This window comes from Heliomarina sp. (assembly GCF_052826185.1).
This window is the reverse complement of the sequence record NZ_JBRBUI010000017.1, coordinates 451,480-463,765: the sequence shown is the minus strand read 5'-3', so window position 1 is coordinate 463,765 and position 12,286 is coordinate 451,480. Positions and strand designations below refer to the sequence as shown.

Below are 12,286 nucleotides of genomic sequence, written 5' to 3'. Positions count from 1 at the left end.
TCTGGACCTTGATGCGAGGCGCCCTGCGCGCCTCGCCATTCCTATTGTCAACGGCGCTATTGATCTGGTCGCTGAACCAGTCGCCGTTCACCCGGCCCTTTGTCGAAGCCGCCCCGGCTCAGATCGAACGCAGTCTGCAACGGGCGATGGCACGGCAGGTTTCAGCGGACTGGCTTGCAGCCGAACTTGGCCACGCGCTCGAGGCGCGCGATCTTGACCGGATCGAAACGCTGGTTCTGGTGGCAGAGGATCACGGGCTGGTGCCCCTCCGCGAACAGCAGGAGGAAATCGAGGCGTTGCGTGCGGACTCCTCGGGTTTCTGGGCGACCACACAGAATTGTGCACTCTGCATGGCCGATATAGAAAGCTGCCCTTCGCTGGCCCTGATGGGTAGCTGTTCCATTCCCTTTGAACTGACACCGCTGGGCGATGCCAATGCGCTGCGCCGTGCCGGTCTGGCCGCCTGGGAAGGCGAACCGGTAGACAAGCTTGACGTGTCGCTCGCCTTGGTGGGCTTGGGCGCGACGACGGCAGTCGTCGTCACCGGGGGCAGCAGCGTAACCGTCAAGGCCGGTGCAACGGTCCTGCGGCTTGCCCGGCGCATGGGGACACTGACTCCCTCTTTCATGCGCACCCTCGCCCGGCTCAGCGACATCAGCCTGCGCGGTGACCTTATTCTGCCTTACATGCGCGGCAGCGTCCCTGCCTCGCGCGTTGTGGATACCGCGCGGCTTAGTGGCCTTGGCGAGGTCGCCACCGACCTCTCGCGGGTTGCCGCGAACACCTCCGTTACAGATACAGTCCGGCTTATGCGGCATGTGGATGACACTGCGGACGCGCGCCGTCTCGCAAGGGTTTCCGAAGTGACCGGGCCGCGCACGGCGGCGGTGTTCGACTTGCTTGGCAAGCAACGCGTATTCCGCGCCCTTGTGCGCCTGTCCGATGCGGCCATTGCCGCCGCTGCCCTGATCTATTTGACATTGCTACAGATTTTCCTGTACATCGCGGGCCGTGCCGGACTGGCCCTGTATCGTGTGGCGATCCGAAGATTGCCGCGCTGACAGCCTCTGCCACAGCATTCTATTGCGCGCGCCCGACCCTTGGGTCATGATCCGCACCTGTAAGGGAGACCTGAAATGCGCAAGTTCCTTGTGGTTCTCGATGACAGCCGCGAATGCCTGAACGCGATGCGTTTTGCCGCCATGCGGGCGGCCCATACCGGGGGCGGCGTCAGTGTGCTCTCGGTCATTCCGCCGGACGAGTTCAACCACTGGATCGGCGTGGGCGAGGTCATGCGCGAAGAGGCGCGCGAACGCATCCATGCCCATTTCGAGGTTTTTGCGAAATGGATGCGCGACCGGCAGGGTGTCGACCCCGAGCTGGTTATCCGCGAAGGCGATCCGGTGCAGCAAATTATCGAGCATATCGGGGAAGACCCGGAGATCGGCGTTGTCGTGCTCGGTGCGGGCACCGACAAGAAAGGCCCCGGACCGTTGGTGACGCATATGTCGCGCTCGGCCGGGTCGCTGCCGGTGCCGATCACGATCGTTCCGGGCGACCTTTCCAAGGAAAAGCTTGAAGCGATTACCTGACGTTCCCGTTCCGGGCGAAATTAGAATCGTTCCAATTCTTGACGATCCGCCCGCGGAAGCGCATATATGAAGCAACCGAGAAAAGGTGCACATCAGATGTTTATTCAGACCGAATCCACGCCGAACCCGGCAACGCTGAAGTTTCTCCCCGGCCAGTCCGTTCTGGAAATGGGCACTGCCGATTTTCCAAGCGCCGAGTCCGCGGGCAAGTCGCCGCTGGCCAGCCGCATTTTCGCGGTCGACGGGGTCGAGGGTGTCTTTTTCGGCAATGATTTCGTGACGGTCACCAAGGCCGACAGCGTCGACTGGGACCATATCAAACCCGCCATCCTTGGCGCTGTGATGGAGCATTACCAGTCCGGCCAGCCGGTCATGAACGAAGGCCAGACGACGGCGTCGGGCCATGCGGAACACTCCGGCGACGATTCGGAAGTCGTGGGCCAGATCAAGGAACTGCTCGACAGCCGCGTGCGCCCTGCCGTTGCTCAGGACGGTGGCGACATCACCTTTCATGGCTTTGAGCGCGGAGTGGTCTACCTGCATATGCAAGGGGCCTGCGCCGGTTGCCCGTCCTCGACGCTTACGCTCAAGATGGGGATCGAGAACCTGCTGCGTCACTATATTCCCGAAGTGACTGAAGTCCGCCCCGTCGCTGTCTGATCCGGCAGCTTCACTCGCACCATCGAGAAGGCGTCCGGACGGGCGCCTTTTTCTTTATCACAATGGTAATGGTGACACCGGGCGATTGCATCCCCGGTCCAAGCCCGGCATAGCTGAACGAACCTGAAACGCAGCAGATGCCCGACCGGATGACCTCAGCCCCCCAACACGCGGAAACGACACTCGCCTTTGACACCTCGGCCGGTCATTGCGCAGCGGCGGTTTTGCGCGATGGGGAGATCGTGGTCGCGAGGGGTGAGGACATGACGCGCGGACAGGCGGAACGTCTGGTGCCGCTGCTCGAAGAAGTTCTGACCGAAGCCGGGTTGGCATGGTCCGACATCGACCGGATCGGCGTTGGCGTCGGTCCCGGCAATTTCACCGGCATCCGCATATCCGTTGCAACGGCGCGTGGGCTGGCGCTTGGTCTGGGCGTGCCGGCGATTGGCATCACAACATTCGACGCCATCGCGAACACCACGCCCGGCGATACGGCGGTGCCTGCCCCACGCGACCAGGTGTATCTGAGCCGCGCAGGTCATGCACCGGAACTGGTGCCAAAAAATCAGGCGGGCCCAGCCACGCTGCCCCCGCCCCCGCCAGATCTTGCCGCAGCCATCGCGCGCTGCGCCGCTGCGGCCGATCCGGCAGAATGCCCGGCCCCTGCCCCCTTTTACCTGCGACCGGCAGATGCGGCTCCGTCCCGCGACCTGCCACCCGCGCTGCTCGATTGATGACCCCGGAAACGCTCGCCCTTGTTCACGGAGCGGCCTATGCGCCGGACAGGCCGTGGTCGGTCGAGGAATTCGCCGTGCTGCTTGACCAGCCCGGCACCGTGGTCACAGGGGACGAACGCGGTTTTGCCCTTGCCCGGGTGCTTTTCGACGAGGCCGAGTTGCTGACCATCGCAACCCATCCCGATCACCGCAGGCAAGGGATTGGCTACCAGCTGATGCAGGCATGGCAAAGCATCAGCGCCGAAAAAGGAGCGACGCGCGCGTTCCTCGAAGTTGCCGCCGACAACACCCCCGCGCGCGCACTTTATGCACGCTGCGGATACGAGCAGATTGGCCAGCGCAAGGGCTATTACGCGCGGGCGGATGCACCGGCTGTCGATGCAATAGTCATGTCCCTGCCCCTGACCTGACGGCAGATTGCCGAATCCGGCTGGAGCGGACAAAAAGCGGTTGACCGTCGCCGCGCCTGCGTCCTTATTTGAACTATCTCAGCATGACCGCATGTTGGATCGGGCGGAGCGACAAAACCCTGCCGCCCCAAACACATAAACCGGGAGAACAATTATGACCCTCATGAAATCCCTGATGGGCGCCGCTGCAGGCCTCGCGCTTTGTGCCGGGGCGGCTATGGCCGAGCCCGCGGTGATCTACGATCTGGGTGGGAAATTCGACAAGTCCTTCAACGAAGCCGCCTTTGCCGGTGCCCAGCGCTGGGCAGATGAAACCGGCGAGAGCTTTCGCGACATCGAACTGCAATCCGAAGCCCAGCGTGAACAGGCGCTGCGTCGCTTTGCCGAAAGCGGCTCCAATCCCATCGTGATGGTTGGCTTTGCCTTTGCCGATGCGCTGGGTCAGGTTGCCGCCGATTATCCGGATACGAAATTCGTCATCATCGACATGGTCGTCGAGGCACCGAACGTGCGTTCCGTCGTCTTCAACGAACACGAAGGTTCGTATCTTGTGGGCATGATGGCCGCGATGGCATCTGAGTCGGACACGGTCGGCTTTATCGGCGGTATGGACATTCCGCTGATCCGCAAATTCGCCTGCGGCTATGCGCAGGGCGTCAAGGCTGCCAAGCCGGATGCCACCGTAATCTCGAACATGACCGGTACGACCCCTGCCGCCTGGAATGACCCGGTCAAAGGGTCCGAGCTGACCAAGGCGCAGATCAGCCAGGGCGCTGACGTGGTCTATGCCGCCGCTGGCGGCACCGGCGTTGGCGTACTGCAGACCGCAGCCGATGAAGACATCCTGTCGATCGGCGTGGACAGCAACCAGAACTACCTGCACCCGGGCAAGGTTCTGACCTCGATGACAAAACGTGTCGACAACGCGGTCTATGACGCGCTGACGGACGGGGCCGACATGGAAACCGGTTTCGAAGTCATGGGTCTGGCCAATGGCGGCGTCGGCTATGCGATGGACGAATACAACAAGGATCTCGTCAGCGCTGACATGCAGTCCGCCATCGATGAAGCCGCTGAAAAGATCGCCAGCGGCGAGATCGAAGTTCACGACTACATGTCCGACGACAGCTGCCCGGCTCTGAGCTTCTGAGCATGGCAATGAACGACCAGACGGAGCGGCAGGACACTGCCGCTCCGGCGATTGAACTGAAGGGCATTTCCAAGTCCTTTGGCCCGGTGCAGGCCAACAAGGACATCTCCATTTCGGTGCGGCCCGGCACCATTCACGGCATTATCGGCGAAAATGGCGCCGGAAAATCGACCCTGATGAGCATTCTCTACGGCTTTTACAAAGCCGACCGGGGCGAGATCTTTATCAACGGAAAAAAGACTGAAATTCCCGACAGCCAGGCGGCGATTGCGGCCGGTATCGGCATGGTCTTTCAGCATTTCAAACTGGTGGAAAATTTTACCGTCCTCGAAAACATCATTCTTGGTGCCGAAGACGGCGGCCTGCTGAAACCCTCGCTCGCCAAGGCGCGCAAATCGCTGATCGAGCTTGAGCGGGAATACGGGCTGAACGTGGACCCGGACGCGGTTATTCAGGATATCGGCGTCGGCAAGCAGCAGCGGGTCGAAATCCTCAAGGCGCTTTATCGTCAGGCCGAGGTTCTGATCCTCGACGAACCGACGGGCGTGCTGACACCGGCCGAGGCCGACCAGCTTTTCCGCATCCTCGGGCGGCTGCGCGACGAAGGAAAGACCATCATCCTGATCACCCACAAGCTGCGCGAGATAATGGATATCACCGACACGGTCAGCGTGATGCGGCGGGGCGAGATGACCGCAACGGTCAAGACCTCGGAAACCAGCCCCGAGCAACTGGCCGAATTGATGGTGGGGCGCAAGGTCCTGCTCCGCGTGGACAAGGTACCGGCCAAGCCCGGCAAGCCTGTGCTTGAAATCGAAAACCTCAAGGTGACCGACGAAAAGGGTGTCGAGCGGCTCAAGGGGATCGACCTGGCCGTACGTGCGGGAGAAATTCTTGGCATCGCGGGCGTGGCCGGTAACGGACAGTCGGAACTGCTCGAGGTGCTGGGCGGCATGCGGCGGGGCGAAGGAACGATCCGGCTGAACGGTGCGCCGCTTGCGCTGGACGGGCCAAATTCCGACGGCCGCGCGCGGCGGGCGCAGGGCGTTGCCCATGTGCCCGAGGACCGCCAGCGCGAAGGTCTGATCATGGATTTCCACGCGTGGGAAAACGTGGCCTTTGGCTATCATCTGGATGCGAGCTATCGCCGGGGGCCGTTCATGGACAATACCGCCCTGCGCCGCGACACCGAAGCCAAGATGAAGAAGTTCGACGTCCGCCCGCCCGACCCTTGGCTCACGGCCAAGAATTTCTCCGGCGGGAACCAGCAGAAAATCGTCGTCGCGCGTGAGATCGAACGCAACCCCGACCTTCTTCTCGTTGGGCAACCGACGCGCGGCGTCGACATCGGCGCAATCGAGTTCATCCATAACGAGATCGTCGCCCTGCGCGATCAGGGCAAGGCAATCCTGCTGGTCTCGGTCGAACTGGAAGAGATCTTTTCGCTTGCGGACCGGATCGCCGTGATGTTCGACGGGCATATCATGGGGGAACGCTTGCCCAATGAAACAGACGAAAAAGAACTGGGCATGCTGATGGCCGGCATGTCAGGAGAAGCGGCGTGAATACCGATCTGCCAAACGTAAAACGGGGGCCTTTCTGACATGGATGTCATGCCGAAATGGGCCGAAGTCGTCCTTGTCCCTCTCATATCGCTCCTTCTGGCGGCGATCCTGTCGGCACTGGTCATCCTTGCCATTGGCGAAGACCCGGTCGCGGCGGTCGAACTCATGGTGCAGGGCGCGCTGGGGTCGACCTATGGCTGGGGTTATACGCTTTATTACGCGACGAATTTCATGTTCACCGGGCTCGCCGTCGCGGTCGCCTTCCATGCCAAGATGTTCAACATCGGCGGTGAAGGTCAGGCAATGCTCGGCGGGCTTGGCGTCGCGCTCGCCTGTCTCTACTTTCCATGGCCACACTGGTCGCTGGCGCTGATCGCGGCCACGGTGGGCGCTGCGCTGTTCGGTGCGGCTTGGGCGGCGATCCCGGCCTATCTGCAGGCGAAACGCGGCAGCCATATCGTGATCACCACGATCATGTTCAATTTCATCGCGGCTGCCGTGCTGAACTACATGCTGGTCAACGTGTTGCGTCCCGAAGGGTCGATGGACCCGGCGACCGAGCGGTTCTCTCCCACGGTACATCTCCCGACCCTGCACGAAATTCTCGCCCCCTTTGGGATCGAGTTTTCCAAGGCCGCCCCTGCCAATTTCTCGCTGCTCGTGGCGATTGCGGCCTGCATTTTGGTCTGGGCGCTGATCTGGCGCACGCGGCTTGGATATGAGATCCGCGCCTATGGTTTCTCCGAACCGGGCGCGCGGTATGCCGGTATCTCGCCCACACGTATCATCATGATTTCCATGTTGATTTCCGGCGGTCTTGCCGGTCTGATGGCGATAAACAATGTGATGGGCGAGGCCGAGCGGCTAGTGCTCAACGCGACCGAGGGTGCAGGCTTTATCGGAATTGCCGTGGCGCTGATGGGCCGGTCGCACCCGCTGGGTGTCTTCCTTGCCGCGATCCTGTTCGGGTTCCTCTACCAAGGCGGCGCCGAGCTTGCGCTGTGGACATCGATACCGCGCGAGTTGATCGTCGTCATTCAGGCGCTGGTCATCCTCTTTACCGGCGCGCTGGACAACATGGTACGGATGCCGCTTGAAAGCCTCTTCCTGCGCTATCGGAAAGGACGGTCGTGATGGATTTCCTGACGATCATCCAGATCCTCGATTCGACGATCCGACTGGCGACACCGCTGCTGCTGGCTTGCCTCGCGGGGCTGTTTTCGGAACGGGCGGGCATCTTCGACATCGGACTTGAAGGCAAGATGCTCGCGGCGGCCTTTTTCTCGGCGGCCACGGCGGCCATCACGGGGTCGGTCTGGCTTGGCCTCGTGGCCGGGACGCTCGCCTCAATGGTGCTTTCGGCGCTGCACGGGCTGGCCTCGATCACCTTCCGGGGCAATCAGCTCATCTCGGGGGTGGCGATCAACTTCCTTGCCGCCGGGATGACGGTGCTGATCGCGCAGGACTGGTTCCAGCAAGGCGGTCGAACGCCTTCGCTGATCGGACAGGGCCGGTTCAACGCCGTCACCCTGCCCTTTGCCGACGCGCTGGCAAATGTCCCGGTTCTTGGCCCCATCTACAGCGAATTGATCTCGGGCCATTCGATCCTTGTCTACCTCGCGTTTCTTTGTGTGCCGGCGACTTGGTGGCTTTTGTTCAGAACCCGGTTCGGTCTGCGCCTGCGCGCCGTGGGCGAAAACCCGGCAGCCGTCGATACGGCGGGCATTTCGGTAATCGGCATGCGCTACGCGGCGGTTGCGATCTGCGGTCTGCTCTGCGGTATCGCCGGAGCCTACCTCGCGACGGCCTTGCAGGCCGGTTTCGTCAAGGACATGACCGCCGGACGCGGCTATATCGCGCTGGCAGCCCTGATCTTTGCCAAATGGCGCCCCTGGCATGCGATGTTCTCCTGCCTGCTGTTCGGTTTCCTGCAAGCCGTCGCCCTGCGCTATCAGAACATCCATATCGGTGACTTCGTCATCCCGGTTCAGGCGATGGACGCGCTGCCCTATATCCTCACCGTAGTGATTCTCGCCGGCTTCGTCGGCAAGGCGATCCCACCCCGCGCGGGCGGCGAACCCTACGTGAAAGAACGATAAAAACCTGCCCGTTTCCAACGGGCGGGATTGCGAGTATGCCCGATCAAGCGCGGCGGCGATCAATTTCAAGCCAGCCGGATTGATTTGTCAGTCGGGGACGGTTTAGGAAACGCCATGCAAATCTACCTCCCCATCGCCGAGGTATCGGTAAACGCTTTCCTGCTTCTGGGCCTTGGGGGTCTTGTAGGCATCCTTTCAGGCATGTTCGGCGTCGGGGGCGGGTTCCTGATCACGCCGCTCTTGTTCTTTGTCGGCATTCCCCCTGCGGTAGCCGTTGCGACATCCGCCAACCAGATCGTCGCCTCGTCTTTCTCTGGCGTGCTTGCGCATTTCCAGCGAAAGACAGTCGATCTCAAGATGGGGACGGTGACCTTATGCGGCGGCCTTGTCGGGGCTGCGCTTGGCGTTTTCGCGTTCAACTACCTGAAATCCATCGGTCAGGTCGATCTGATGGTCCGGCTCTGCTATGTCCTGTTCCTTGGGATCGTCGGCGCGCTGATGTTCGTGGAAAGCCTGAACGCCCTGCGCAAGACGCGCAAGGCCGCCACTTCGGGCCGACCGACCCCGACCAAACGCAACAAGCACAACTGGGTGCACGCCCTGCCCTTCAAGATGCGATTCCGCACCTCGGGCCTTTACATCTCGGTCATTCCGCCGCTTCTCGTAGGCCTGACCGTCGGGGTACTGGCCGCTGTCATGGGTGTGGGCGGCGGGTTCATCATGGTGCCCGCGATGATCTATATCCTTGGCATGCCCACCAAGGTCGTGATCGGAACGTCGCTGTTCCAGATCATCTTTGTCGCGGCCTTTACCACGATGCTGCATGCTACCACGAACTACACGGTAGACGTGGTTCTGGCGCTCTTGCTGCTGATCGGCGGGGTGATCGGTGCCCAGTTTGGCACCCAGATCGGGCTGCGCATGAAGGCGGAGCAACTGCGCGTTCTGCTGGCGCTCTTGGTGCTGCTGGTGTGTTTCAAGCTGGCGCTGGATTTGCTGATCGAACCGCATGAGCTTTATTCGCTCACACCGCTGGAGCCTCGCTGAACCATGCGGTTTCTGCTCCTCATCCTGCTCATTCTTCCGATCGGTGCTGCCGCGGAAAGTGTCGTCCTCGGTCTGTCGCGCGACCGGATCAACATCACGGCGAATTTTGACGGCTCCGAAATCCTTGTCTTTGGCGCTGTGAAACGCGAAGTGCCGATCTCGGACGAGGAACCGCTGGAAGTCATCGTAACCGTCGCAGGCCCGTCGACGCCCGTCGTGGTGCGCCGAAAGGACAAACGATATGGCATCTGGGTCAACAATGCCGCCGTCGAAGTCGATGCCGCGCCCAGCTTTTACGCCGTGGCTACCTCTGGCCCGCTTGAGGACGTGCTCCTGCGAGTCGAGGACCTGCGCCACAAGATCACGACCACCCGCGCGATCAGGTCGGTCGGCGCGCCGGACAACATCCGCGATTCAAGCAAGTTCACCGATGCGCTGATCCGTGTCCGGCAGCAGAACGGGTTGTATCAACTGCTGGAAGGCGTCGTGTCTTTCGACCAGCAGACGCTTTTCAACACTTCGATCCGCCTGCCCGCCAACCTGACCGAAGGCGGGTACACCACCCGGATTTTCCTGACCCGTGGCGGCGCGGTCGTTTCGGATTACGAGGCGACGATCTTTGTCGGGAAGGTTGGGCTTGAGCGCTGGCTCTACGCCCTCTCGCGCGCCCAGCCGATGGTGTATGGGATCATGTCGATCACCATCGCGGTGCTGGCCGGATGGGGTGCTTCGGCCGCCTTCAGACTGCTGCGCAACTCCTGAGACTTGGGTTATCCCCGCCCGATATAGGGCATCTTGGTCGCCATCACCGTCATGAACTGAACATTCGCGCTGAGCGGCAAATCTGCCATATGCAGCACCGAACGGGCTGCATCATTGACTTCCATCGTTGGCGGCACATCGATCCCTTCGGCCAGCGCCTTGGACTTGAGGTTTGCCACCATCGGAGTTTCGGCATTGCCAATATCGATCTGACCGCAGGCGATGTCATAGGGGCGGCCGTCCAGCGACAGCGATTTGGTGAGACCGGTGATCGCGTGCTTGGTGGTCGTATAGGTGACAGATCCCGGACGGGGCACATGGGCGGAAATCGATCCGTTATTGATGATCCGCCCGCCCTGCGGATTCTGTCCGCGCATGATGGAAAAAGCGAAGCGAGCTGCAAGGAACATGCCGTTCAGGTTCACCGCCACGGAATCGAACCAGTGCTCGATCGGGATTTCATCAATGGGACCGGCGGGCGTGAACATGCCCGCGTTGTTGAACAGGACATCGAGCCTTCCGGCCTTGCCGACAAAGCTGTCGAAGGCAGCCTGCAGCGCGTCCATATCGGTCACATCCGCGATCAGGGGCACGGCGTTCTCATATTTCGCCGCGATCTCTTCCAGCAGGTCGCCACGCCGCGCCAGAATGCCAACGCGCCAGCCTTCGCTCAGGAAAAGCTCTGCCGTGGCCCGGCCAATGCCCGAACTCGCCCCGGTGATCAGGATGGATTTCATGTTTCTTCTCCTTCAAGCGTCAGCGCTACAGCGGGCGCGCGCAGGTCATCGACCCTCAACTCATGTTGCGGTTTGGACAGGCGATTGCGCACGACCCAGATCAGTCTTTCCTGCGCCCGCGTGATCGCGACATAGGCGAGCCTTTTCCACAGCGGTTGGCCCGCCTCCATTCGGCCCATCCGGGCGGCGACAAAAAGGTCCGGCGCAAAGACCTGCACCGTGTCCCATTGCGACCCCTGCGCCTTGTGAATGGTGCAGGCTGCGCCATGAAGGAAAGTCGCGCCCATCCCCGCGGCGAAGGGAATAAACGGCTCCTCCTCGTCCGGCTTTTCAATCTTCACGATGGAGGCCGCGCTGATCTGCGGATCTTCGGCCCCCATCACGTGCAGCCGCGAAAATCCGGGTTTGCGACCGGGCCCCAAATACACTACCTGCGCGCCCTTGATGAGACCCCGCGCCTCGAGGTCGAGGCGCTTCTTGCGATGTTTCAACGGCAGTTCCAGCCCGTCGCAGATCAGCGGCTCGCCCGCCAAAAGCGCGTCCTCCGGCGCCTGGTACACCGTGCGAAATGCATTGATCAGCCGGATCCGCGTGGCATTTCGCCAGACCAGAACAGGGCTGCGCGCCATAAGGTCAACCTCGACCCGTTGGCCCCAGACGACCCGCTCATCGCTCTTGGCCAGATCCTCGACCATGCGTTCGAAATCGTGAAATTCCATATGCGGGTCGGCCAGCGCATGGGCCAGATCAAGGATCGGGTTGTCGGCTTCTTGCCGATGCACGCGGCTTAGCTCGAGTTTGCGCGGCTCCGGCAACCCGTCAAAAACCATCGCGCCCGACTGGTTCACCGGCGCCAGCTGGGCCGGATCGCCAAAGAGGAGAAGGTTGGGAAAGATTTCCTGAAGGTCGTTAAATTGCCGGTCGTCCAGCATCGAAGCTTCATCGACGAACCCGATATCAAGCGGTTCTTCCCGCCGTTTCCAGCCCGTGATGAAATCCGATCCGCGCAGACCGGCAGCGGCCAGCGCGCCGGGGATCGATTTGTTGTTGGCATAGAACGCGGCCGCGCGATCCAACGCCTCTTCGCTCATGTCGTCGATGTCGGGGCGCTCACCCTCACCCGCCAGCCATTCGGCGATGCGCTCATATTCCGGATCGTAGACCGGCGTATAAAGAATGCGGTGGATCGTGGTGGCAGGAACCCCTCGCAGCCGCAAAACACTGGCCGCCTTGTTGGTCGGGGCAAGGATGGCCAGCGACCGTTTGTCCTTGCGTTTACGGCTTTCGTAATCGCCGGAAACGATCTCGACCCCCGCCTGTTCAAGCGCTTTGTACAGCTCTGCCAGCAAAAGCGTTTTGCCCGATCCGGCCTTGCCGATCACGGCAAGCACGCCCTTGCCCGAACCGACGGGCGGTTTCAGCAGGTTGTCGTCGAGATCGACCCCCGCTTCGCGCAGCATGGCGGCAACACTGTCAAAGGCGCTTGCCTGATCTTCGGAAAATTGTACGGGCGTCAGAGTCATGGCG

The 12,286-nt window shown here is 61.5% G+C and carries 13 protein-coding genes; 11 read left to right on the top strand and 2 right to left on the bottom strand.

Features of this window, described 5'->3' with window-relative positions:
* Window positions 1-11: 11 nt before the first annotated feature.
* The 11 genes from ACU0FH_RS07585 (at window position 12) to ACU0FH_RS07535 (ending at window position 10,022) form a co-directional block, all read left to right on the top strand.
* Complete coding sequence (locus ACU0FH_RS07585) at window positions 12-1,061, top strand: hypothetical protein (protein ID WP_446194051.1); 1,050 nt, start codon at window positions 12-14, stop codon at window positions 1,059-1,061.
* A 75-nt stretch (window positions 1,062-1,136) separates the two neighbouring features.
* Window positions 1,137-1,592: a universal stress protein gene (locus ACU0FH_RS07580; RefSeq protein WP_238371020.1), complete on the top strand. Its 456-nt coding sequence runs from the start codon at window positions 1,137-1,139 to the stop codon at window positions 1,590-1,592.
* 96 nt (window positions 1,593-1,688) lie between these two features.
* Window positions 1,689-2,252, top strand: a complete 564-nt coding sequence (locus ACU0FH_RS07575; RefSeq protein WP_238371019.1) for a NifU family protein — start codon at window positions 1,689-1,691, stop codon at window positions 2,250-2,252.
* 149 nt (window positions 2,253-2,401) lie between these two features.
* Window positions 2,402-2,986, top strand: coding sequence for a tRNA (adenosine(37)-N6)-threonylcarbamoyltransferase complex dimerization subunit type 1 TsaB (gene tsaB, locus ACU0FH_RS07570; RefSeq protein ID WP_446194050.1), 585 nt, complete (start codon window positions 2,402-2,404; stop codon window positions 2,984-2,986).
* Complete coding sequence (locus ACU0FH_RS07565) at window positions 2,986-3,399, top strand: GNAT family N-acetyltransferase (protein ID WP_446194049.1); 414 nt, start codon at window positions 2,986-2,988, stop codon at window positions 3,397-3,399. The genes tsaB and ACU0FH_RS07565 overlap by 1 nt, the downstream gene beginning before the upstream one ends.
* A gap of 154 nt (window positions 3,400-3,553) precedes the next feature.
* Complete coding sequence (locus ACU0FH_RS07560) at window positions 3,554-4,549, top strand: BMP family lipoprotein (protein ID WP_238371016.1); 996 nt, start codon at window positions 3,554-3,556, stop codon at window positions 4,547-4,549.
* Window positions 4,550-4,557: 8 nt separating this feature from the next.
* Entirely contained in the window at window positions 4,558-6,114 is a 1,557-nt protein-coding gene (locus tag ACU0FH_RS07555; RefSeq protein ID WP_446194048.1) for an ABC transporter ATP-binding protein, read from the top strand.
* Window positions 6,115-6,153: 39 nt separating this feature from the next.
* On the top strand, window positions 6,154-7,248 hold the full coding sequence (locus ACU0FH_RS07550; RefSeq protein ID WP_446194047.1) for an ABC transporter permease: 1,095 nt from the start codon (window positions 6,154-6,156) through the stop codon (window positions 7,246-7,248).
* Window positions 7,248-8,213 (top strand): ABC transporter permease, encoded by a 966-nt coding sequence (locus ACU0FH_RS07545; protein ID WP_446194046.1) that lies wholly within the window; start codon window positions 7,248-7,250, stop codon window positions 8,211-8,213. The genes ACU0FH_RS07550 and ACU0FH_RS07545 overlap by 1 nt, the downstream gene beginning before the upstream one ends.
* Before the next feature lie 114 nt (window positions 8,214-8,327).
* Window positions 8,328-9,260, top strand: a complete 933-nt coding sequence (locus tag ACU0FH_RS07540) for a sulfite exporter TauE/SafE family protein (protein ID WP_088634059.1) — start codon at window positions 8,328-8,330, stop codon at window positions 9,258-9,260.
* A gap of 3 nt (window positions 9,261-9,263) precedes the next feature.
* Window positions 9,264-10,022 (top strand): TIGR02186 family protein, encoded by a 759-nt coding sequence (locus tag ACU0FH_RS07535; protein ID WP_446194045.1) that lies wholly within the window; start codon window positions 9,264-9,266, stop codon window positions 10,020-10,022.
* Between the two features lie 8 nt (window positions 10,023-10,030).
* On the opposite strand, the gene ACU0FH_RS07530 is transcribed toward ACU0FH_RS07535, so the two are convergent.
* On the bottom strand, window positions 10,031-10,759 hold the full coding sequence (locus tag ACU0FH_RS07530) for an SDR family oxidoreductase (RefSeq protein WP_446194044.1): 729 nt from the start codon (window positions 10,757-10,759) through the stop codon (window positions 10,031-10,033).
* A complete protein-coding gene (locus ACU0FH_RS07525) occupies window positions 10,756-12,282 on the bottom strand; it encodes an ATP-dependent DNA helicase (RefSeq protein WP_446194043.1) in 1,527 nt (508 codons plus the stop codon). The genes ACU0FH_RS07530 and ACU0FH_RS07525 overlap by 4 nt, the downstream gene beginning before the upstream one ends.
* Window positions 12,283-12,286 lie beyond the last annotated feature (4 nt).

Coding starts and splice junctions, on each gene's coding strand:
- ACU0FH_RS07585 (WP_446194051.1), top strand. CDS start 12: ATGCGAGGCGCCCTGCGCGCCTCGCCATTCCTATTGTCAACGGCGCTA.
- ACU0FH_RS07580 (WP_238371020.1), top strand. CDS start 1,137: ATGCGCAAGTTCCTTGTGGTTCTCGATGACAGCCGCGAATGCCTGAAC.
- ACU0FH_RS07575 (WP_238371019.1), top strand. CDS start 1,689: ATGTTTATTCAGACCGAATCCACGCCGAACCCGGCAACGCTGAAGTTT.
- tsaB (WP_446194050.1), top strand. CDS start 2,402: ATGACCTCAGCCCCCCAACACGCGGAAACGACACTCGCCTTTGACACC.
- ACU0FH_RS07565 (WP_446194049.1), top strand. CDS start 2,986: ATGACCCCGGAAACGCTCGCCCTTGTTCACGGAGCGGCCTATGCGCCG.
- ACU0FH_RS07560 (WP_238371016.1), top strand. CDS start 3,554: ATGACCCTCATGAAATCCCTGATGGGCGCCGCTGCAGGCCTCGCGCTT.
- ACU0FH_RS07555 (WP_446194048.1), top strand. CDS start 4,558: ATGAACGACCAGACGGAGCGGCAGGACACTGCCGCTCCGGCGATTGAA.
- ACU0FH_RS07550 (WP_446194047.1), top strand. CDS start 6,154: ATGGATGTCATGCCGAAATGGGCCGAAGTCGTCCTTGTCCCTCTCATA.
- ACU0FH_RS07545 (WP_446194046.1), top strand. CDS start 7,248: ATGGATTTCCTGACGATCATCCAGATCCTCGATTCGACGATCCGACTG.
- ACU0FH_RS07540 (WP_088634059.1), top strand. CDS start 8,328: ATGCAAATCTACCTCCCCATCGCCGAGGTATCGGTAAACGCTTTCCTG.
- ACU0FH_RS07535 (WP_446194045.1), top strand. CDS start 9,264: ATGCGGTTTCTGCTCCTCATCCTGCTCATTCTTCCGATCGGTGCTGCC.
- ACU0FH_RS07530 (WP_446194044.1), bottom strand. CDS start 10,759: ATGAAATCCATCCTGATCACCGGGGCGAGTTCGGGCATTGGCCGGGCC.
- ACU0FH_RS07525 (WP_446194043.1), bottom strand. CDS start 12,282: ATGACTCTGACGCCCGTACAATTTTCCGAAGATCAGGCAAGCGCCTTT.